Origin of the sequence: Pseudomonas sp. IT-P218, from assembly GCF_949767605.1 — a bacterium.
In the GTDB taxonomy this organism is placed as follows: domain Bacteria; phylum Pseudomonadota; class Gammaproteobacteria; order Pseudomonadales; family Pseudomonadaceae; genus Aquipseudomonas; species Aquipseudomonas putida_AE.
Map to the genome: position 1 here is coordinate 135,656 of NZ_CATKQQ010000055.1, position 20,083 is coordinate 155,738.

The following is a 20,083-nucleotide window of genomic DNA, read 5'->3' on the forward strand; positions in this document are numbered from 1 at the left end:
GTTACGCATACGCGGGGTGAATGATTGTCGCGGTCGGTAATTGAGTGGGCTTATGCTCGGTCCACTCTCAACCGACAACAACAATGAGGTATGCCATGCGTGAAGTGGTGATCGTCGACAGCGTGCGGACCGGCCTGGCCAAATCCTTTCGCGGCAAGTTCAACATGACCCGTCCCGACGACATGGCGGCGCATTGTGTCGACGCCTTGCTGGCGCGCACCGGCATCGACCCGGCCAGCGTCGAGGACTGCATTGTCGGTGCCGGCTCCAACGAAGGCTCCCAGGGCTATAACATCGGGCGCAACGTCGCGGTGTTATCGCGACTGGGCATCGGCGTTGCCGGCATGACCCTCAACCGCTTCTGCTCCTCGGGCCTGCAGGCGATCGCCATTGCCGCCAACCAGATCGCCTCCGGTTGCAGCGACATCATCGTCGCCGGTGGCGTCGAGTCCATCAGCCTGACGATGAAAAGCATCAACACCGATCACCTGATCAATCCGCTGCTCAAGGAGCAGGTGCCGGGGATCTACTTCCCGATGGGCCAGACCGCCGAAATCGTCGCGCGTCGATACGACGTCAGCCGCGAAGAACAGGACCTGTACGCCCTGCAAAGCCAGCAGCGCACTGCCCAGGCACAGGCCGCCGGATTGTTCGACGATGAAATCGTGCCGATGGCGGTGAAGTACCGGGTGGAAGACAAGGCCACCGGCCAGGTGCAGATACTCGAGGGCGTCGTCGATCACGACGACTGCAACCGTCCCGAGACCACCTTGCAAAGCCTGGCCGGATTGAAGCCGGTGTTTGCCGAGGGTGGCTCGGTCACCGCCGGTAACTCGTCGCAGTTGTCCGATGGCGCCTCCATGACCCTGGTGATGAGCCTGGAAAAAGCCCTGGCGCTGGGCTTGAAGCCCAAAGCGTTCTTCCGCGGATTCACCGTGGCGGGCTGCGAACCGGACGAGATGGGCATCGGCCCGGTGTTCTCGGTGCCGAAACTGCTCAAGGCCAAGGGCTTGCACATCAACGATATCGATTTGTGGGAACTCAACGAAGCCTTCGCCTCGCAATGCCTGTACGCGCGTAACCGGCTGGAGATCGACAACGAGCGGTACAACGTCAATGGCGGCTCGATCTCCATCGGCCACCCGTTCGGCATGACCGGTTCGCGCCAGGTCGGGCACATCGTTCGCGAGTTGCAGCGACGCAACCTGCGTTACGGCATCGTCACCATGTGCGTGGGGGGCGGGATGGGGGCTACGGGGTTGTTTGAGGCTGTGCGTTAGGTCTTCAGGATTTGTATTGATTGTCAGATAGTTTTCGCGAGCAAGCCCGCTCCCACACTGGATCAGCGTCACATAGATCCCTGTGAGGGCGGGCTTGCTCGCGAAGTGGCCGCTGGGTCATTAGATAACTGCTGCGACCTGCACAGTTTCATTCGCGGCCAGTCCTTAACTGTCCCTGTGTCCGAAGCGACTCAGCGCCTAGAATGGCGCTACTTGTTTTCCGGATTGGGGTTCGCATGCACATTTCATCGGGTCGCTGGGTTTATGGGCTGTTCCTGGCCTTGCTGACCGCGCTGTTGTGGGGAATCCTGCCGATCAAGCTCAAGCAGGTGCTGCTGGTGATGGACCCGGTCACCGTGACCTGGTTTCGCCTGATGGTCTCCGGTGGCTGCCTGTTCATCTACCTGGCGGCGACCCGGCGCCTGCCGAGCCGCAAGGTGCTCGGCCCGCGTGGTGGCTGGCTGGTGCTGATGGCGGTGCTCGGCCTGGTGGGCAATTACGTGCTGTATCTGATGGGGTTGAACCTGCTCAGCCCCGGCACCGCGCAACTGGTGGTGCAGATGGGCCCGATCATGTTGCTGATCGCCAGTGTGTTCGTGTTCAAGGAGCGCTTCAGCCTGGGGCAGGGGATTGGCTTGCTGGTGTTGCTGGTCGGCTTCGTGCTGTTTTTCAACCAGCGCCTGAGTGAACTGCTGACCTCGTTGAGCGACTACACCGCCGGTGTCCTGCTGGTGTTGCTGGCCTCCACGGTCTGGACATTTTATGCGCTGGGGCAGAAGCAGTTGCTGACCGTGTGGAATTCGTTGCAGGTGATGATGGTGATCTACCTGTTTTGCGGGCTGTTGCTGACGCCGTGGGTGCATCCGCTGGAGGCGCTGCAATTGACCCCCGTGCAAGGCTGGCTGCTGCTGGCGTGCTGCATGAACACCCTGATTGCCTATGGCGCATTCGCCGAGGCGCTGGCGCATTGGGAGGCATCGCGGGTCAGTGCGACCCTGGCGATCACGCCGCTGGTGACCTTGGCCGCCGTGGCCGTGGCTGCCTGGTGGTGGCCGGAGTATGTGCACGCCGAGACCATCAATGGCCTGGGGTATGGCGGGGCGGTGTTGGTGGTGTTGGGCTCGGCGCTGGTGGCGTTAGGGCCGTCGTTGATTGCAGGGTTGAAGGCGCGAAAAGCCCGAATGGCGGTCAGTTAGACCGCGTTATCGTTCTTCGTCGGAACGCCGCCCGGAGCAAGCCCGCTCCCACATGATCCGTGCATGGTCCATTGTGGGAGCGGGCTTGCTCGCGAAGGCGAACTGTCAGGCGCTACAGAACTCAGCCCTTGGCCCCAGCCTCCAGCATATTCTCCGGCCTCACCCAGGTATCGAACTCTTCATCGGTCAGATACCCCAGCTGCAACGCCGCCGCCCGCAGGGTCAGCCCCTCGGCATAGGCTTTCTTGGCGATCTCCGCCGATTTGTCATAACCAATGTGCGGGTTCAGCGCGGTCACCAGCATCAACCCTTGTTCCAGATGCTCAGCCATTTTCCCGGCGTCCGGTTCCAGGCCGGCGATGCAATGCTGCTGGAAGTTGCTGCAGCCATCGGCCAACAGGCGGATCGATTGCAGCAGGTTGTGGATGATCACCGGCTTGAACACGTTCAACTGCAGGTGCCCCTGGCTCGCCGCGAAGCCGATGGTCACGTCGTTGCCCAGGACCTGGCAGGCCAGCATCGACAGCGCTTCGCACTGGGTCGGGTTGACCTTGCCCGGCATGATCGAACTGCCCGGTTCGTTGGCCGGCAGTTTCACTTCGGCAAAGCCGGCACGCGGGCCGGAGCCGAGCAAGCGCAAGTCATTGGCGATTTTCATCAGGGTCACGGCGAGGGTTTTCAGCGCGCCGGACAAAGTGGTCAGCGGCTCGTGGCCGGCCAGGGCCGCAAACTTGTTCGGCGCGGTGATGAACGGCAAGCCGGAAAGGGCGGCCAGTTCCGCGGCGATGGCTTCGCCGAAGCCGTGGGGCGAGTTCAGCCCGGTGCCGACCGCCGTACCGCCCTGGGCCAGTTCACAGACCGCCGGCAGCGCACTGCGGATCGCCCGTTCGGCGTAGTCGAGCTGGGCGATGAACGCCGAGACTTCCTGGCCAAAGGTGATCGGCGTGGCGTCCATCATGTGGGTGCGGCCGGTCTTGACCAGTTTCATGTGGCGGGCCGAGAGCTCGGCCAGGCCGCCGGACAGTTCGCTGATCGCCGGCAGCAGGCGCTGTTGCACGGCCTGGGCGGCGGCGATGTGCATGGCCGTGGGGAAGCAGTCGTTGGAGCTCTGGGAGCGGTTGACGTGATCGTTGGGATGCACCGGAGACTTGCCGCCACGGGGGTTGCCGGCCAGTTCGTTGGCGCGTCCGGCGATCACTTCGTTGACGTTCATGTTGCTCTGGGTGCCGCTGCCGGTCTGCCAGACCACCAGCGGGAACTGATCGTCATGCTCGCCGTCGAGCACTTCGTCGGCCGCCTGCTCGATCAGCCTGGCGATGTCGGCGGGCAAATCGCCGTTGCGGTCGTTGACCCGTGCCGCGGCTTTCTTGATCAGCGCCAGGCCGTGCAGTACCGCCAGCGGCATGCGTTCTTCGCCGATGGCGAAGTTGACCAGCGAGCGTTGCGTCTGAGCACCCCAATAGGCCTCTTCCGGGACTTCAACCTGGCCCAGGCTGTCGGTTTCGATTCGGCTCATCATGCACACTCCTGTAGGTCTGATTGCGCAGTTTAGGCCGTGATCGACGGCCGTGGTTCCATCAGTCTCGATTCTGCCCATTCAACCCCTCTAAATCAGGCGCGACAAGGCTTGGGGTTGAGCGACACACTTTTTTAGGCGCAGAATGGTCGTCCTTGGGGTTTTACCTCGCCTGCTAGAAAAGGAAACTCGATGACTCGTCTTCGTGCCATCTGTACCGCGGTTGCACTGGTCTGCGCCAGCGGCCCTGTTTTTGCCGATACCGCCAGCCACAACGCCAGTGCCGAGGCTTTCCTGACCCTGGCGCACGCTGACAAACTGGGCACTCCGGTGTACATGCAAGTACAGCAGATGTTCGCCCAGCGCTTCCAGCAAACCAAAGCCCCCGAGTCGAAAAAAGCCGTACTGGAAACCTACCAGGCCAAGGCCAACGCCGCTCTGGACCAGGCCATTGGCTGGAACAAGCTGAAACCGGACATGGTCAAGCTCTACACCACCAACTTCACCGAGTCGGAGCTCAAGGACCTGGTCGCGTTCTACCAGTCGCCACTGGGCAAGAAAGTCCTGGAGAAAATGCCGCAGCTGACCCAGCAATCGGCCCAGATGACCCAGGCCAAGCTGGAAAGCGCGGTGCCTGTGGTCAACAAGCTGCTGGCTGACATGACGGCCGAGCTGGATCCGAAAGGCGCCGCCGCTCCAGCCAAGAAAAAGCCTTAAGCGGAGTTCTGCATGACCATGCAACAACGTATCGAATCGACGCTGGGCCTGTTACAGCCCGAGCATTTGCAGGTGCTGGACGAAAGCCACATGCACAGCCGTGGGCTTTCAACCCACTTCAAGGCCGTGGTGGTCAGTGCGCAGTTCGAAGGCCTGAACCGGGTCAAGCGCCACCAGAAGGTCTACGGCACGCTGGGCGAGCTGATGGGCGAATTCCATGCGTTGGCGTTGCACACCTACACGCCTGAGGAATGGGCGCAGATCGACGCGGCGCCGGCTTCGCCGACCTGTGCCGGTGGCAGTAAATCCTGAAACACCTTGTGGCGCTGGCTTGTTGTAGGAGCTGGCTTGCCGGCGAAGGCGTCCTTGAGATCGCTTTCGCTGGCAAGCCAGCTCCTACACAAGCCAGCTCCTACAGGGATCGTGTAATTTTTGTTAGAATGTCCAACGCGCCGCTCCTGCGGCGCGTTTTTTTTCGCATCCGGTTCACCCCTTACGAGGGTAGCCACCTGGAGATTTACCCATGACACAACAGATTGTCGTGGCGGCACTGTATAAGTTCGTCACCCTGCAAGATTACGTCGCCCTGCGCGAGCCACTGCTGCAAGCGATGGTCGACAACGGCATCAAAGGCACGCTGCTGATCGCCGAAGAAGGCATCAACGGCACCGTGTCCGGCAGCCGCGAAGGCATCGACGGGCTGATGGCCTGGCTCAAGAACGACCCGCGCATGGACGACATCGACCATAAAGAGTCGTACTGCGACGAGCAGCCGTTCTACCGCACCAAGGTCAAGCTCAAGAAAGAGATCGTGACCCTGGGCGTCGAGGGCGTGGACCCGAACAAAAAGGTCGGCACCTACGTCGACCCTCAGGACTGGAACGCGCTGATCAACGACCCGGAAGTCCTGTTGATCGATACCCGCAACGACTACGAAGTCTCGATCGGCACCTTTGAAGGCGCGATCGACCCGAAAACCACCAGTTTTCGCGAATTCCCCGACTACATCAAAGCCAACTTCGACCCGGCCGTGCACAAGAAGGTGGCGATGTTCTGCACCGGCGGCATTCGCTGTGAAAAAGCTTCGAGCTACATGCTCAGCGAGGGCTTCGATGAGGTCTACCACCTCAAGGGTGGCATCCTGAAATACCTCGAAGAGGTGCCTCAGGAAGAAACCAAGTGGCAGGGCGACTGCTTCGTGTTCGACAACCGCGTGACCGTGCGCCACGACCTGAGCGAAGGCGACTACGATCAATGTCATGCCTGCCGCACACCGGTCAGCGTGGAAGACCGTGCGTCCGAGCATTATGTGCCCGGCATCAGTTGCCCGCATTGCTGGAATACGCTGAGCGAGAAGACCCGTCGCAGCGCCATCGACCGGCAAAAGCAGATCGAACTGGCCAAGGCGCGCAACATGCCGCACCCGATCGGCTACAACTACAAGCAAACATCCACCGAGGCCTGAACCATGTCTGCACGCCTGCTCTATGTGATGGACCCGATGTGTTCCTGGTGCTGGGGCTTCGCGCCGGTTGCCAACGCATTGGTCGAGCAGGCGCAAGCCGCCGGCGTGGACGTACACCTGGTGGTGGGTGGTTTGCGCACTGGCAGTGGTTCGGCGCTGGAGCCGACCACCCGCCGCTACATTCTCGAGCACTGGCAGGCGGTCACCGAGGCCACGGGCCAACCCTTCAAGCTTGAAGGTGCTTTGCCCGACGGCTTTGTCTATGACACCGAACCCGCTTGTCGGGCGCTGGTGACGGCACGTGGGCTGGCGCCGGATTGCGCCTGGAAGCTGCTCGGGTTGATCCAGCATGCGTTTTACGCCGAAGGTCGCGATGTCACCCACGCCAGCGTGCTGGTCGAGCTGGCGGAACAGGCCGGGGTGCCGCGCATCGAGTTCGCCGCCGCTTTCGACCGTGCCGATACGCACGTCGCGACGGCTGCCGATTTCACCTGGGTCCAGGACCTCGGCATCGCCGGTTTTCCGACCTTGCTGGCTGAGCGTAATGGTCAATTGGCGTTGCTGACCAATGGCTATCAGCCCCTCAGTGTCCTGTCCCCGTTGCTCGGCCGCTGGCTGGAGCGCGCCGCCTGTGCATGACCAGCCCGACGACACCCCAGCCGTAAAGCGTGTCGACCGACTGAGCTGGGCAGAAATCCGTCGCCTGGCCCTGCATCACAAGAAATCCCTGTGGATCGCCAACGGCGTGGCCGTGCTGGCGACCCTGTGCAGCGTGCCGATTCCCTTGCTGCTGCCGTTGCTGGTGGACGAAGTGTTGCTGGGGCACGGGGACGCCGCGCTGAAAATCATGAACCTCGCGCTGCCAGAGGCTTGGCAGAAAGCTGCGGGTTACATCGGCCTGATGCTGGTGGTGACCCTGGCCCTGCGTTGCGCGGCCTTGCTGTTCAACGTGGTGCAGGCGCGCCTGTTCGCCGCCCTGGCCAAGGACATCGTCTACCGCATTCGCATCCGCCTGATCGAGCGCCTCAAGCGTATTTCGCTGGGGGAATACGAAAGCCTGGGCAGCGGCACGGTGACCACGCACCTGGTGACCGATCTCGACACCCTGGACAAATTCGTCGGCGAAACCCTCAGTCGTTTCCTCGTAGCCATGCTGACGCTGGTGGGCACCGCCGCCATCCTGGTGTGGATGCACTGGCAACTGGCGCTGCTGATCCTGTTGTTCAATCCGCTGGTGATCTACGCCACGGTGCAACTGGGCAAGCGGGTCAAGCACCTGAAGAAACTCGAGAACGACAGCACCTCGCGCTTCACCCAGGCATTGACCGAAACCCTGGACGCGATCCAGGAAGTGCGTGCCGGTAACCGCCAGGGCTTTTTCCTCGGTCGTTTGGGGCAGCGCGCCCGGGACGTACGCGATTACGCGGTGAACTCGCAATGGAAAACCGATGCCTCGAACCGGGCCAGCGGTTTGCTGTTCCAGTTCGGCATCGATATTTTTCGGGCGGCGGCCATGCTCACCGTGCTGTTTTCCGACCTGTCCATCGGCCAGATGCTCGCGGTATTCAGCTACCTGTGGTTCATGATCGGTCCGGTCGAGCAACTGCTCAACCTGCAATATGCCTACTACGCCGCCGGCGGCGCGCTGTCGCGCATCAATGAGCTGCTGTCGCGCGCCGATGAGCCGCAGTACCCGAACGGCGTCGACCCGTTCATTGGTCGCCAGACCGTGGGCATCGAGGTTCAGGGCCTGAGTTTCGGCTACGGTGACGAGCTGGTCTTGAACCAGATGAACCTGTCGATCGCCCCCGGTGAAAAGGTCGCGATCGTCGGCGCCAGCGGCGGCGGCAAGAGCACCCTGGTGCAATTGCTGCTGGGCTTGTACACGCCGCTGGCCGGGACCATTCGCTTTGGCGGCTCGACCCAGCAGGAGATTGGCCTGGAGACCGTGCGGGAAAACGTCGCGGTGGTCCTGCAACACCCGGCGCTGTTCAACGACACGGTGCGGGCGAACCTGACCATGGGCCGCGAACGCAGCGACGAGGCCTGCTGGAACGCCCTGGAAATCGCCCAATTGCACAACACCGTGCGCGAGTTGCCCAATGGCCTGGACAGTGTTGTCGGGCGTTCCGGCGTGCGCCTGTCGGGCGGCCAGCGCCAACGCCTGGCCATCGCGCGGATGGTTCTGGCCGATCCCAAGGTGGTGATTCTCGACGAGGCCACCTCGGCGCTGGATGCCGCCACCGAATACAACCTGCACCAGGCGCTGGCGCGATTCCTCAGCCACCGCACTACCCTGATCATCGCCCATCGCCTGTCGGCGGTGAAGCAGGCTGACCGGGTCCTGGTGTTCGACGGTGGGCAGATTGCCGAAGATGGCGACCATCAGCAGCTGATTGCCGAGGGTGGTCTTTACGCCAAGCTTTATGGGCATTTGCAGCAGCACTGAGGCAATGCCAAGGCAGGTCGCGTGGACTTTCCCGCATTGGCAGGAGGCTCTCGCTTGCCGGGATGCAGAAGGCCCCCTAGTCTAGCGGTAGCGATCACGTGGATGATGATCTGGCAGTGCTAAAACAAGGGACCCCATGAATCAAACCCGGACTCTCGGAACGCCGCGGCTATTGGGCATCGTCTGGCCTTTTATCGCCGTCGTGTTATTTCAGGCCCTGTTGGGGGGCGTCAGCCTTTATGTACTGTCGGCGGTCCGCGGCTATGTTGCCGGTGAAAGCCTGTGGTCCAAGGGCCAGAAAGACGCCATCTATTACCTCAACCTTTATGCCGATGGCCGCGACGAGAGCAAATTCCTTAAATACCAGGAAGCCATTGCCGTCCCTCAGGGAGGGCACGAGTTGCGAGTGGCACTGGATCAGCAGCCACCCGATCTCGAGGCGGCCAGGCAGGCGATCCTCAAGGGTGGCAACCACCCCGATGACGTTCCCAGCCTGATCTGGCTGTACCTCAATTTCCGCCATTTCAGCTTCCTCGAAAAAGCCATCGACCTGTGGACCGTGGGTGACGGGTACCTGGTGCAACTCGATGACGTCGCCAGGGACATGCATCAGCACATCAGCGTCAGGCAGACCACCCCGGCCGACATCCAGCGCTGGAAGGAACAGATATTCGCCATCAACGACGAGGTGACGCCGGCGGCCAAGGCCTTCAGCGATGCGCTGGGCGAGGGCTCGCGGATGATCCTGCGGCTGTTGCTGGCGACAAACCTGGCCACCGCCCTCGGCCTGATCGCCCTGGCGCTGCTGCGCACGCATAAATTGCTCAAGCAGCGGCATGCGTTCGCCGACGCCCTGCAACTGGAGAAAGAGCGGGCGCAAATCACCCTGCAATCGATCGGCGATGCAGTGATCACCACCAATGTCGAGGGCGCGATCGCCTACATGAATCCGGCCGCCGAAGCCCTGACCCACTGGAAAGCCGACCAGGCGACCGGCTTGCCGCTGGCGGCGCTGTTCAATCTGCTGGACGACAACGCCCAGGCCGATGGCTTCACCTTGATCGAGCACATCCTGAGCGGTCAGCTCAGTGGTGGCAGCGAACACTCCAAGCTGATTCAGCGCCTCGATGGCAGCACGGTGTCGGTCACCCTGGTCGGGGCGCCGATCCACAATGCCGGCAAGGTCAGCGGCACCGTGCTGGTGTTGCATGACATGACCCAGGAACGGCAATACATTGCCAACCTGTCCTGGCAGGCGACCCATGATGCCTTGACCGGGCTCGCCAACCGCCGCGAGTTCGAATTTCGCCTGGAACAGGCATTGCAGGCCCTGACGCGACAATCGGGGCGCCACGCCTTGATGTTCCTCGACCTGGATCAGTTCAAGCTGGTCAACGATACCTGCGGTCACGCGGCGGGTGACGAGTTGCTGCGGCACATTTGTGCGCTGTTGCAGTCCGGGTTGCGCGAGGGCGACACCCTGGCCCGGTTGGGCGGTGACGAGTTCGGCATCCTGCTGGAGAACTGTGGGCCGGAGGCGGCCGAGAAAATTGCCGAGGGGTTGCGCCAGACCGTGCAGAACCTGCACTTCGTCTGGAAGGGCCGGCCGTTCGTGACCACCGTGAGTATCGGGCTGGTGCATATCGCGCAAAATCCGACCACCCTCGAAGTCTCCCTGCGTGCTGCCGACATGGCCTGCTACATGGCCAAGGAAAAGGGCCGTAACCGGGTTCAGGTGTATCACCCGGACGACTCGGAGCTGTCCCTGCGCTTTGGCGAAATGGCCTGGGTGCAGCGCCTGCACATGGCCCTGGAAGAAGACCGCTTTTGTCTGTACGCCCAGGAAATTGCCCCGCTCGGACATGTCGAACAGGGTGGCGGGCATATCGAGATTCTACTGCGCCTGCATGACGAAGCCGGACGCATGATATTGCCCGACAGTTTTATTCCGGCAGCCGAACGTTATGGGCTGATGACTTCGTTGGATCGTTGGGTTGTACAGAACGTATTCAAGATCATTGCCCAATGTATTGCCGAAGAGCACAAAGGACCTTTAGCACTTTGTGCGATTAATCTGTCAGGCACAACTATAGGAGATGACGCGTTCCTCGACTTCCTGCGTCAACAGTTCATTACTTACCAAATACCACCTGAAATAATTTGTTTTGAAATCACTGAAACCAGTGCTATTTCAAATCTTGGAAGTGCAATTAGATTTATCAATGAACTCAAAAGCTTAGGTTGCCTGTTTTCCCTGGACGACTTTTGCGCCGGTATGTCCTCATTCGCCTACTTGAAACATTTACCTGTAGACTTCCTGAAGATCGACGGAAGTTTCGTAAAGGATATGCTGGACGACCCGATTAACCGCGCCATGGTCGAAGTGATCAACCACATCGGTCATGTCATGGGTAAGCGTACGATTGCCGAGTTTGTTGAAACACCCCAGATCGAGCAGGCATTGCTGGAGATCGGGGTTGATTACGCTCAAGGGTATGTTATTGAACGCCCGCATCTGTTTACCTGCGATAGTTTGCAAAGTCGTCCAGCCAGACCGCAGCCCTTGTTGTTCAAGGCGCCCGGTACGTTCCGTTGAAGTCTCTCGTCGATCAGAACAATCACAATCAAAAGGAGCCCGACAGTGATCGAGACTTTCAACCGCACCGGACCACTCATGGAAGCTGCAAGTTATCCCGCCTGGGCCCAGCGCCTGATTCAGGATTGCAGCGCGAGTAAGCGCCGGGTTGTCGAACACGAACTGTATCAACGCATGCGAGATAACAAACTCAGCGCCAAGACCATGCGCCAATACCTGATCGGTGGCTGGCCCGTAGTCGAACAGTTCGCGTTATACATGGCACAGAACCTGACCAAGACCCGTTTTGCCCGCCACCCCGGCGAGGACATGGCGCGTCGCTGGTTGATGCGCAACATTCGTGTCGAATTGAACCATGCCGACTACTGGGTGAACTGGAGCCGTGCCCACGACGTCAGCCTGGAAGATCTGCAGGCGCAGCAGGTGGCCCCTGAGCTTCACGCCTTGAGCCATTGGTGCTGGCACACCAGTTCTTCCGACTCGTTGATCGTGGCCATTGCCGCCACCAACTACGCCATTGAAGGCGCGACCGGTGAGTGGTCGGCGCTGGTCTGTTCCAATGGCCTCTACGCGGCGGCGTTCCCTGAAGAGGATCGCAAGCGGGCCATGAAGTGGCTGAAGATGCATGCCCAGTACGACGATGCCCATCCGTGGGAAGCGCTGGAAATCATCTGCACGCTGGCCGGGATGAACCCGAGCCAGGCATTGCAGGTGGAATTGCGCCAGGCCGTGTGCAAGAGCTACGACTATATGTTCCTGTTCCTCGAGCGTTGTATGCAGCTCGAACACGCCGAAAAAGCCCCGGTGGCGCGTGAGCGCATGGCACTGGCCGAAACCTGATCGGAAGACGCCCATGAAAAAGCCCGCCCCCTGATGCCAGGGGGCGGGCTTTTTCGTAAGGGCAGCAAAGTATCAGGCGCTGACTTTCAGCCCCACCAGCCCGGCAATGATCAATGCCACGCTGGCCAGCCGGATCAACGCCATGGATTCACCAAACAGAATGATCCCGGCGATCACCGTGCCGACGGCACCGACACCGGTCCAGATCGCATAGGCAGTGCCCAGCGGCAATTCCTTCATCGCAAGGCCAAGCAAGCCGAGGCTGACGGCCATGGCGGCAACGGTCAATGCAGTGGGGAGAGGGCGGCTGAAACCGTCGGTGTATTTCAGGCCGACGGCCCAGCCCACTTCGAACAGGCCGGCGAAAAACAGAATGATCCAGGACAAGGAAGACCTCCATCGATTGACGGGGTCGTCCCCAGGTTAATGACTCGATCGAGCCGCGAGGTCGTCCTCGCGTTTGCGCAATATAGTGCCCAGCATTAACCCGGGGATCAAGTTTTCACGTATCAGTCAGTCGCTTGCCGAGCCGCGGTGCGCCCATCTTCTTTCTCGCTCATGCGGCGGAAATAGGTCGAGAGCAGCGCCCCGGAAATGTTGTGCCATACACTGAACAGCGCACTCGGCACCGCCGCCAGCGGCGAGAAGTGCGCGCTGGCCAGGGCCGCGCCCAGCCCGGAGTTCTGCATGCCGACTTCCAGCGCCAGGGATTTGCGCTGGGCCAATGGCAACTTGAACAGGCGCCCGGTGAAGTAACCCAGCAGGTAACCGAAGCTGTTGTGCAGCATGACCACGGCCATGATCAACAGGCCCGACTCGGCGATCTTCGCCTGGCTGGCGGCCACCACCGCCGTGACGATAATCACGATGCTCACCACCGATACCAGTGGCAACACCTCCACCGCGTGACGAACCTTGTCGCCGAGCACCCGCTGGGCAACCACACCCAGCACGATCGGCAGCAGCACTACTTGCAGGATCGACCAGAACAGCTCCATGAACGACACCGGCAGCCAGGCCGAAGCCAGCAGCCAGATCAAGGCCGGCGTCAGCAGTGGAGCGAGGAGGGTGGTCACGGCGGCGATGGCCACCGACAGTGCCATGTCCCCGCGGGCCAGCCAGGTCATCACGTTCGACGAAGTGCCGCTTGGGCAGCAGCCGACCAGGATCACCCCGACGGCAATTTCCGGCGGCAAATGGAACGCCTGGCAGAGTAACCACGCCACGCCGGGCATGATCACGAAATGCGCGACTACGCCCAAGGCCACGCGCCACGGATGGCGGGCGACTTCGGCGAAGTCCTCGAGCTTGAGGGTCAGGCCCATGCCGAACATCACCAGCCCCAGCAACGGCACGATGGCGCCCTTGAGGCCGATGAACCACGCCGGTTGCAGGAACGCCACGACGGCGAAAATCAGTACCCAGTAGGCGAAGGTGTTACCGACAAAACGACTTAATGCAGCCAGTGCGCGCATGGCCTGATCCTTGTTGTATGAAAGCGTTAGGGAGCTAAGCATACGCTGACTGCAAAAAAAGATCGCAGCCTACGGCAGCTCCTACATTTGGAATGTGATCCCCTGTAGGAGCTGCCGCAGGCTGCGATCTTTTTTCAAACGCCGCCGATTCAGATAATCAAATGCCCTGCGGAGTCTCTTCCCCACCCAACGCCTCAACCAGCGCCGGCAGGAAGTCACCGAACGTCAGCATCATCAGGGTGAAGCTGGCATCCAGTTGGCCGAGGGCTTCGTCGCCACCGTCCTGTTCCGCCTGGTCTTGCAGCAGGTCTTCGAACTTCAGGCGCTTGACCACCATCTTGTCGTCGAGGACGAACGACAGTTTGTCCTGCCAGGCCAGCGACAGCTGGGTGACCACTTTGCCAGTGCTCAGATGCAGCTGGATTTCTTCGCTGGTCAGGTCCTGGCGCTTGCAACGCACGATGCCGCCGTCTTCGTGGGTGTCGCGCAGTTCGCACTCGTCCAGCACAAAAAAGTCGTCCGCGGCTTTCTGGGTGGTGACCCACTCGGTCATGGTCGCGGTCGGCGACATTTTCACGGTCAGTGGGCGCACCGGCAGGGTGCCGATCACTTCGCGCAGGGTCGACAGCAGGTCTTCGGCGCGTTTCGGGCTGGCCGAGTTCACCAGGATCAGGCCCTGTTTCGGCGCGATGGCGGCGAAGGTCGACGAGCGACGGATAAAGGCGCGCGGCAGGAAGGCCTGGATGATTTCATCCTTGATCTGGTCGCGTTCCTTTTTATAGACCTTGCGCATTTGCTCGGCTTCGATCTCTTCGACCTTTTCCTTCACGGCATCGCGCACGACGCTGCCCGGCAGGATGCGTTCTTCCTTGCGCGCGCTGATCAGCAGGAAATCACCGCTGACGTGCACCAGCGGGGCGTCTTCGCCCTTGCCGAACGGCGCGACGAAACCGTAGGTGGTCAACTCCTGGCTTGCACATGGACGCGCCAGCTTGGTGGCCAGTGCAGTCTCCAACGCCTCGGCATCAACAGGCAGATCTTGGGTCAGGCGATAGATAAGCAGGTTTTTGAACCACATGGGGTGAGTCTCTCCTTTATACAAAGGGGGGCATTATTGTCTTCGCCGGGTCATAGGCCAACCCTTCTCTAAGCCTTTGGAAGGCATCAGAAAATTAATTAAAAAAGTGCTTGCCAGAGGTAGGGCTGCTCCGTAGAATGCGCGCCACACCGAAGCGAAGGGTGATTAGCTCAGCTGGGAGAGCGTCTGCCTTACAAGCAGAATGTCGGCGGTTCGATCCCGTCATCACCCACCATTCGTTTCAAGTGTTTAGCGCAGCGGTAGTTCAGTCGGTTAGAATACCGGCCTGTCACGCCGGGGGTCGCGGGTTCGAGTCCCGTCCGCTGCGCCATATTCGGTAACCTGGAACACTGAACGCCAGGTCACCACGGAAAAGCCCGCTGAAGCGGGTTTTTTTCTGCCTCAAGTTTGTACCTTGTTCCATCGGGTTGTGTCGTTTCACCGGTTTTCAGATTTATTTGAAAAAAAACTTCAAATAAATCAACACATTACGAAAACCTGTGGCATAATGCGTCCCGTAACGAAGCGAAGGGTGATTAGCTCAGCTGGGAGAGCGTCTGCCTTACAAGCAGAATGTCGGCGGTTCGATCCCGTCATCACCCACCATTCGTTTCAAGCGTTTCGCGCAGCGGTAGTTCAGTCGGTTAGAATACCGGCCTGTCACGCCGGGGGTCGCGGGTTCGAGTCCCGTCCGCTGCGCCATATTCGGTCACCTGGAACACTGAACGCCAGGTCACCACGGAAAGCCCGCTTAGTGCGGGCTTTTTGCTGTCTGGCGTTTGGGTTTAGCGCCGGTCTTCCCCGGCATTCCGGTCGTGACGGTAATCGCTGACAGCCTCGTAAACGGCCTTGCGCAAGCGGTTGATGCCGCCGATGGGGCGATGCGCTTCAATTCCGAACCATGGGTTGAAAGACAGGTTGTCGCATTGCAGGTTCTGCGCCGGCGTGTCGAAGTCCTGGGCCGGTACCCTGACCCGCGCCACCGTCTGGAACGGCGCGTCACTCTCTTGCCATTCAATGCTGGTGTCTTCGATCGGCATGTACTTGCTCGCGTCCTGGCGCTGGATCTGCAGGACGAAGCAGGCGGGCATCCGATCGGTCGACAGCTGCTGGTACAGTGCGCTGCGCAGGAAATTCGGCAACTTCTGATTCTGCGCGGGCAGGGTGTAGGCCGGGCAGCTGTCAGGGTCAGGCATCACGCGAAACTTGGCATTGGCCTCGCCAAACTTGTAGGGCGAAACCGAAAAGTAGGTCGTGCGCGTCGGGCTTTCCGGGGCAGGGGAGAGTGTCGCCAGGGCAATGAACAGATGGCGCACCTGCCAACTGCGCGGGTCCCAGGACGGGAAGAAGGCCATGGCCTTTTTGCCGTCCGCCTGGGCGGCCACATTCTGACGATACTCGGCGACATCGCTGACAAAGAAGTTCGGATGACTGAACATCACGAAGTCCTGTTCAGCTCGATCCGCTTGGTCGTCGAGCAGCTGTTTGCCGGGCACATCGCGGAGCTTGATCGCCATGCCTCGTGCATCACGGATGCTGTCGAATTGCGGGTAGGCGTTGCCATTGGACAGGCGCAACGTCGCTTGCCAGGTCTTGCCGGGTTCGCTGAACACCCCCTGACGCAGATCGCCCGCCAATTCCGGCAACACCTGCACTTCGGCCTGCACACAGCCGTGTGCCTTGGCGTGGGCGTCACGCAGGTAACGGGTGCTTTCGCGGTGCTGGTCGACGATGCGCACCGCCGTCTGGATGATGGCCTGGGTCATCGCGGCTTCGCCGGCCGGAATCAGCTCCTGATTTGAGACCGGTCCGCGGTGTTGCCAGGCGAACCAGGCCGTGGCCACTGCCCAGCCGAGCACGCCCAGGCCCAGCAACCAGAGCAGGGTCTTACCGAGAAAGGTGCCCAGACGCATCCATAGAAGCTTCATGGCAGTTGCGCCTCCAGGGGGCCGCCCAGCACTTTCAAATACTCCAGCAACGCCCAGCGCTCTTCGGGTTGCAGCAGGCGGCCGATCACGCCGTTGCCGCGTTTGCCGGCGCGAAATTCGTGGCCGCTGTTGTGATTGCCAGTGATGCGGGTGTCGAACACAAAACCATTGTCGAAGGCTTCGGTGCGATAGCCCAGGTGCCTCGGGTCGTATTCGAAGGTGCCTTTGTAAAAGGTGGTGGCGCGTTCGTCCTGGGGCGAAAGCAATTGGTAGATGCTCGGCACCGAACCGTTGTGCAGGAAGGGCGGCGTCGCCCATACGCCCGCTAGCGGTCGGGCCTTGTAGGCGCGCAATTCCTGGACCCCGATCGGCAGGCCGAAGCCATCCATGTCCGCGCGCTCGGCGGGCGTGATGGCTGCCTCGCGATAGGCGCGGTTGCCAACGAAAGCGGTGACGTAGGCCAGGCCCTTGGCGACCGACAGCTGGCTCAGGTCCAGGGGGGCGCTGGGGGTGGGATGCAGTTGTACGTCCAGTTGCGCCAGCTCGGCCGGGTCCCACTGCAAGGCCGTCAGGTCGAAGCGATGATCAGCGATATTGTTGGCGGCGCCAGGGTCGGTGCCGATCACGTGCACGGGCAGCATTTTCAGCTGTTGCACCGGCCGCCCCTCGCTGGGGATGACCTGCGGTACGTGGCAACCGGCGCAGTTCTGCGTGAACAGCACGCGACCCTTGGCGGCCAGCGGTTTGTCGACCACGCCTAGCAAGTCTTCCGGCCAGGCTGGCGGCTTGAGTCGTTGCAGGGTTTCTTCGATCAGGTGCAAGTCACGCACCCGCACGCTGGAGGGATAACGATCGTCGCCCTTGAATGGCTGCCCGTTGCCATCGAAAAAGCTCAGGGTGGCGCCCACGCCCAAGGCTTCGCCGATATTGCGCGCCATGGGCTGCTGCGCCGAGCCATTCCACTGCACCCAGTCGAACGTCCACATGTCCCACAACTGTGGGTAGTCGACGGGGGCGTTGGCCACGCGGTAGTTGGCGGGGGAAATCGCATCGCCGAAGCTGGCATTGGCAATGCGCCCGAACGCGTCGGTGCGGCCGGGGCCTTCTTCGGTCGGGTAAAGCCCGCGATGGGTGTCGTTCCAGGCCACCTTGAGGAAGGTATCGAGGGAGCCCTTGAAGGCCTCGCGCAGAGGCTGCTTGCCGTCCTCATAGTCAGCGCCAAGGACCTTGCGGGCGAAACGTTCAAACTTCCATGGGTTGTAGTAGGTGGACACCAGGCTCGCCACCAGGGCCTGGCCGAAACTGCCGCCTTGCAGGGTGGGCACGCTGGAGGGCAACACATGCTGCGCGGCGCCGCCGTCGATACGCACGGCTTGACCCTTCAGGTGCAGCTCACCGGTATGACAGGCAGCGCAGGTAATATCCAGAAATGTATCCGCACTGCCCGGATTCTGATGCCGGGCGAAACCCGCGGGCAGGTTACCGGGGTTGTCCGATGTGGCTTTCTGCGCGGGATCGATCAGGAAACCGAAGCGTGCGAGGTACTCGGGGGCGGCGAATCGTTGTTGCGAAAAGGGCAGTTCCAGGGCGGTAAACCAGTCGTAGCGCAAACCCTTGACCTGGGTCCCCTGGGGCGTGAAATAGTAGCGCTGGCGCTCTTCGGCGCTCCATTGATCCAGGTAGTGCACCTGTTGCGCGGCCGCGTGGCGCGGCAGTTTCGGGTTGGCGACGTAGTACAGGACCACGGCCAGGGCGAGGGCCACCAGGGCCACAATCAGGCCCAACAAACGGAGCAAGAGGCGCACGTAGACCATCCTTGTCGATCTTTTCTTCCGTTATGCCTCAGCCCCAGGTAGGCGGCAAGAGGCCATTACGCCATATGTTCGGCCTCCCTGAACGCAAGATGACAGAAGTTTCATCGTCAACAGGTCCAAATGCGTTTAAACACCTGAACTTATCGCCAGTTTGCGGCTCTCATGCCGGTAGCCATTGGTCGTGGCCGCCTGATAAGCTCGCGACTTTACTCGATTGCCCTTTAGGCGCATGAACAAGGAAATAGCATGAAACAGCATCGGTTGGCGGCGGCGGTGGCCCTGGTTAGCCTGGTACTTGCGGGTTGCGACTCGCAAACCAGCGTAGAGCTGAAAACCCCGGCGCAAAAAGCTTCCTACGGAATTGGCCTGAACATGGGCAAGAGCCTGGCTCAGGAAGGCATGGACGATCTGGACTCCAAAGCCGTCGCCCAGGGCATCGAAGATGCGGTCGGCAAGAAAGAGCAGAAGCTCAAGGATGAAGAATTGGTCGAAGCCTTCGCCGCGCTGCAAAAGCGTGCCGAAGAGCGCATGGCCAAGATGAGCGAAGAGTCGGCAGCCGCCGGCAAGAAATTCCTCGAAGAAAACGCCAAGAAAGCTGGCGTCGTGACCACCGCTTCCGGCCTGCAATACGAAGTGGAAAAGAAAGCTGATGGCGCCCAGCCTAAGCCGACTGACGTAGTGACCGTTCACTACACCGGCAAGCTGACCAACGGCACCGTTTTCGACAGCTCCGTCGAGCGCGGCAGCCCGATCGATCTGCCGGTCAGCGGTGTGATTCCGGGTTGGGTCGAAGGCCTGCAACTGATGCACGTCGGCGAGAAGTACAAGCTGTACATTCCTAGCGAACTGGCTTACGGCGCGCAAAGCCCAAGCCCGGCGATCCCGGCCAACTCGGTACTGGTGTTCGACCTGGAACTGCTGGCCATCAAGGATCCAGCAAAAGAAGACGCCGCCAAGTAATTCGCGTCTGCTTTGACAACAACGCCTCGCTCATGCGGGGCGTTGTTGCATCTGGTGCTGCATGGTAAACAAAGCGAACAGTTGCCGCATGCTGAAGTCATAGACAGTGTGGGGGCCGGCCCTAACCTTCGGCAGACCTCCAAGTCAATGAAATATTAGGATTTTTTAGATGGGCAAAAAACGCCCGATCTGAGTTAAGCCCTTATGAAACGGGCCTTTCAGCCATGAAAAGTGGCTCTGTTCACAAGGTTATCCACAATTTGTGTGGATAACATTCTTGCCGGAGGCATCATGAAAGCACCCTGGAATTTTGCTCGTTTCCTGCCCCTGGCCGGACGCCTGCTCGCCCGTGGGCGCTTGCCGACCTTGCTGTTCGCGGTGGCCAGTAAAAGTGCCAGCCAAGGCAACCGGCTCGGCAAACTCAAGGACGATCTGCGCCTGTTGCAGGCACTGTGCCTGGCCTATTGGCGCGGTGAATACCGCGCCATAAGTCCCAAGGCACTGATCTCGGTCGTCGCCGGCCTGATGTACTTTCTCAGCCCGGTCGATGCCATTCCTGATTTTCTGCCGCTGTTCGGCATGATCGACGACATCGCCGTGCTGGCCTGGCTGATGAAAGTCCTCGACGATGAACTCAACGCCTTCCGCGCCTGGCGCAAACGCCAGGTGCCGGAAAAGCTCGCCGTGGTCGAGCGCCTGCCCGATACCCCTGAGAAACTGAAACTTCAAGGACCGAAAAAGTCCTGATTTGGTCCAGTCTGCGCCGCAG

At 60.7% G+C, this 20,083-nt stretch carries 17 protein-coding genes and 4 tRNA genes; 15 read left to right on the plus strand and 6 right to left on the minus strand.

Features of this window, described 5'->3' with window-relative positions:
• The first annotated feature begins 95 nt into the window (after positions 1-95).
• Positions 96-1,280: a thiolase family protein gene (locus ACM6I6_RS23305; protein ID WP_274073010.1), complete on the plus strand. Its 1,185-nt coding sequence runs from the start codon at positions 96-98 to the stop codon at positions 1,278-1,280.
• A 236-nt stretch (positions 1,281-1,516) separates the two neighbouring features.
• A complete protein-coding gene (locus tag ACM6I6_RS23310; protein WP_323609068.1) occupies positions 1,517-2,476 on the plus strand; it encodes a DMT family transporter in 960 nt (319 codons plus the stop codon).
• Positions 2,477-2,597: 121 nt separating this feature from the next.
• Here ACM6I6_RS23310 and ACM6I6_RS23315 read toward each other — a convergent pair whose 3' ends face one another.
• On the minus strand, positions 2,598-3,992 hold the full coding sequence (locus tag ACM6I6_RS23315; protein ID WP_274073012.1) for a class II fumarate hydratase: 1,395 nt from the start codon (positions 3,990-3,992) through the stop codon (positions 2,598-2,600).
• Between the two features lie 192 nt (positions 3,993-4,184).
• Here ACM6I6_RS23315 and ACM6I6_RS23320 point away from each other — a divergent pair, with 192 nt between their 5' ends.
• The 7 genes from ACM6I6_RS23320 to ACM6I6_RS23350 all read left to right on the plus strand — a co-directional run bounded on the left by ACM6I6_RS23320 (position 4,185) and on the right by ACM6I6_RS23350 (position 12,059).
• The gene (locus ACM6I6_RS23320; RefSeq protein WP_274073013.1) at positions 4,185-4,709 is read left to right on the plus strand and encodes a DUF2059 domain-containing protein; all 525 of its coding nucleotides are present in this window, start codon (positions 4,185-4,187) and stop codon (positions 4,707-4,709) included.
• 12 nt (positions 4,710-4,721) lie between these two features.
• Positions 4,722-5,021, plus strand: a complete 300-nt coding sequence (locus ACM6I6_RS23325) for a BolA family protein (protein WP_274073014.1) — start codon at positions 4,722-4,724, stop codon at positions 5,019-5,021.
• Between the two features lie 211 nt (positions 5,022-5,232).
• Positions 5,233-6,174: a rhodanese-related sulfurtransferase gene (locus ACM6I6_RS23330; protein ID WP_274073015.1), complete on the plus strand. Its 942-nt coding sequence runs from the start codon at positions 5,233-5,235 to the stop codon at positions 6,172-6,174.
• A 3-nt stretch (positions 6,175-6,177) separates the two neighbouring features.
• A complete protein-coding gene (locus ACM6I6_RS23335; protein ID WP_274073016.1) occupies positions 6,178-6,813 on the plus strand; it encodes a DsbA family protein in 636 nt (211 codons plus the stop codon).
• Positions 6,806-8,623, plus strand: a complete 1,818-nt coding sequence (locus ACM6I6_RS23340) for an ABC transporter ATP-binding protein (RefSeq protein ID WP_406591450.1) — start codon at positions 6,806-6,808, stop codon at positions 8,621-8,623. Before ACM6I6_RS23335 ends, ACM6I6_RS23340 begins: the two co-directional genes overlap by 8 nt.
• A 136-nt stretch (positions 8,624-8,759) precedes the next feature.
• On the plus strand, positions 8,760-11,219 hold the full coding sequence (locus tag ACM6I6_RS23345; protein ID WP_406591449.1) for an EAL domain-containing protein: 2,460 nt from the start codon (positions 8,760-8,762) through the stop codon (positions 11,217-11,219).
• A gap of 45 nt (positions 11,220-11,264) precedes the next feature.
• Positions 11,265-12,059, plus strand: coding sequence for a TenA family transcriptional regulator (locus ACM6I6_RS23350; RefSeq protein ID WP_406591448.1), 795 nt, complete (start codon positions 11,265-11,267; stop codon positions 12,057-12,059).
• Between the two features lie 72 nt (positions 12,060-12,131).
• Here the strand turns inward: ACM6I6_RS23350 and sugE are convergent, their stop codons facing one another.
• From sugE to rdgC, 3 genes are all read right to left on the minus strand, one after another.
• Positions 12,132-12,446, minus strand: a complete 315-nt coding sequence (sugE, locus tag ACM6I6_RS23355) for a quaternary ammonium compound efflux SMR transporter SugE (RefSeq protein ID WP_128608063.1) — start codon at positions 12,444-12,446, stop codon at positions 12,132-12,134.
• A gap of 122 nt (positions 12,447-12,568) precedes the next feature.
• Positions 12,569-13,534 carry a bile acid:sodium symporter family protein gene (locus tag ACM6I6_RS23360; protein ID WP_414920778.1) on the minus strand — a complete coding sequence of 322 codons (966 nt, stop codon included), beginning with the start codon at positions 13,532-13,534 and terminating at the stop codon, positions 12,569-12,571.
• A gap of 157 nt (positions 13,535-13,691) precedes the next feature.
• Positions 13,692-14,612: a recombination-associated protein RdgC gene (gene rdgC / locus ACM6I6_RS23365; protein WP_008060875.1), complete on the minus strand. Its 921-nt coding sequence runs from the start codon at positions 14,610-14,612 to the stop codon at positions 13,692-13,694.
• A 159-nt stretch (positions 14,613-14,771) separates the two neighbouring features.
• On the opposite strand from rdgC, the gene ACM6I6_RS23370 reads away from it, so the two are divergent.
• The 4 genes from ACM6I6_RS23370 to ACM6I6_RS23385 all read left to right on the plus strand — a co-directional run bounded on the left by ACM6I6_RS23370 (position 14,772) and on the right by ACM6I6_RS23385 (position 15,314).
• Positions 14,772-14,847 (plus strand) — tRNA-Val (locus ACM6I6_RS23370).
• A 19-nt stretch (positions 14,848-14,866) separates the two neighbouring features.
• Positions 14,867-14,943: transfer RNA gene (locus ACM6I6_RS23375), tRNA-Asp, on the plus strand.
• A gap of 199 nt (positions 14,944-15,142) precedes the next feature.
• Positions 15,143-15,218, plus strand: a tRNA-Val gene (locus ACM6I6_RS23380).
• Between the two features lie 19 nt (positions 15,219-15,237).
• A tRNA-Asp gene (locus tag ACM6I6_RS23385) sits at positions 15,238-15,314 on the plus strand.
• Between the two features lie 83 nt (positions 15,315-15,397).
• On the opposite strand, the gene ACM6I6_RS23390 is transcribed toward ACM6I6_RS23385, so the two are convergent.
• Positions 15,398-16,540 (minus strand): catalase family protein, encoded by a 1,143-nt coding sequence (locus ACM6I6_RS23390; protein ID WP_414920779.1) that lies wholly within the window; start codon positions 16,538-16,540, stop codon positions 15,398-15,400.
• Positions 16,537-18,345 carry a di-heme-cytochrome C peroxidase gene (locus ACM6I6_RS23395; RefSeq protein ID WP_414920780.1) on the minus strand — a complete coding sequence of 603 codons (1,809 nt, stop codon included), beginning with the start codon at positions 18,343-18,345 and terminating at the stop codon, positions 16,537-16,539. The genes ACM6I6_RS23390 and ACM6I6_RS23395 overlap by 4 nt, the downstream gene beginning before the upstream one ends.
• A gap of 255 nt (positions 18,346-18,600) precedes the next feature.
• Here ACM6I6_RS23395 and ACM6I6_RS23400 point away from each other — a divergent pair, with 255 nt between their 5' ends.
• Both ACM6I6_RS23400 and ACM6I6_RS23405 read left to right on the plus strand, forming a co-directional pair.
• Positions 18,601-19,314 (plus strand): FKBP-type peptidyl-prolyl cis-trans isomerase, encoded by a 714-nt coding sequence (locus tag ACM6I6_RS23400; RefSeq protein ID WP_008060887.1) that lies wholly within the window; start codon positions 18,601-18,603, stop codon positions 19,312-19,314.
• A 291-nt stretch (positions 19,315-19,605) separates the two neighbouring features.
• Positions 19,606-20,061 carry a YkvA family protein gene (locus tag ACM6I6_RS23405; RefSeq protein ID WP_274073023.1) on the plus strand — a complete coding sequence of 152 codons (456 nt, stop codon included), beginning with the start codon at positions 19,606-19,608 and terminating at the stop codon, positions 20,059-20,061.
• Positions 20,062-20,083 lie beyond the last annotated feature (22 nt).

What these genes read in the sequence shown, in the direction of transcription:
- ACM6I6_RS23345 (WP_406591449.1), top strand. Translation starts at nt 8,760, where the DNA reads ATGAATCAAACCCGGACTCTCGGAACGCCGCGGCTATTGGGCATCGTC.
- ACM6I6_RS23400 (WP_008060887.1), top strand. Translation starts at nt 18,601, where the DNA reads ATGAAACAGCATCGGTTGGCGGCGGCGGTGGCCCTGGTTAGCCTGGTA.
- rdgC (WP_008060875.1), bottom strand. Translation starts at nt 14,612, where the DNA reads ATGTGGTTCAAAAACCTGCTTATCTATCGCCTGACCCAAGATCTGCCT.
- ACM6I6_RS23315 (WP_274073012.1), bottom strand. Translation starts at nt 3,992, where the DNA reads ATGAGCCGAATCGAAACCGACAGCCTGGGCCAGGTTGAAGTCCCGGAA.
- ACM6I6_RS23390 (WP_414920779.1), bottom strand. Translation starts at nt 16,540, where the DNA reads ATGAAGCTTCTATGGATGCGTCTGGGCACCTTTCTCGGTAAGACCCTG.
- ACM6I6_RS23325 (WP_274073014.1), top strand. Translation starts at nt 4,722, where the DNA reads ATGACCATGCAACAACGTATCGAATCGACGCTGGGCCTGTTACAGCCC.
- ACM6I6_RS23305 (WP_274073010.1), top strand. Translation starts at nt 96, where the DNA reads ATGCGTGAAGTGGTGATCGTCGACAGCGTGCGGACCGGCCTGGCCAAA.
- ACM6I6_RS23360 (WP_414920778.1), bottom strand. Translation starts at nt 13,534, where the DNA reads ATGCGCGCACTGGCTGCATTAAGTCGTTTTGTCGGTAACACCTTCGCC.
- ACM6I6_RS23320 (WP_274073013.1), top strand. Translation starts at nt 4,185, where the DNA reads ATGACTCGTCTTCGTGCCATCTGTACCGCGGTTGCACTGGTCTGCGCC.
- ACM6I6_RS23310 (WP_323609068.1), top strand. Translation starts at nt 1,517, where the DNA reads ATGCACATTTCATCGGGTCGCTGGGTTTATGGGCTGTTCCTGGCCTTG.
- ACM6I6_RS23405 (WP_274073023.1), top strand. Translation starts at nt 19,606, where the DNA reads ATGAAAGCACCCTGGAATTTTGCTCGTTTCCTGCCCCTGGCCGGACGC.
- ACM6I6_RS23335 (WP_274073016.1), top strand. Translation starts at nt 6,178, where the DNA reads ATGTCTGCACGCCTGCTCTATGTGATGGACCCGATGTGTTCCTGGTGC.
- ACM6I6_RS23330 (WP_274073015.1), top strand. Translation starts at nt 5,233, where the DNA reads ATGACACAACAGATTGTCGTGGCGGCACTGTATAAGTTCGTCACCCTG.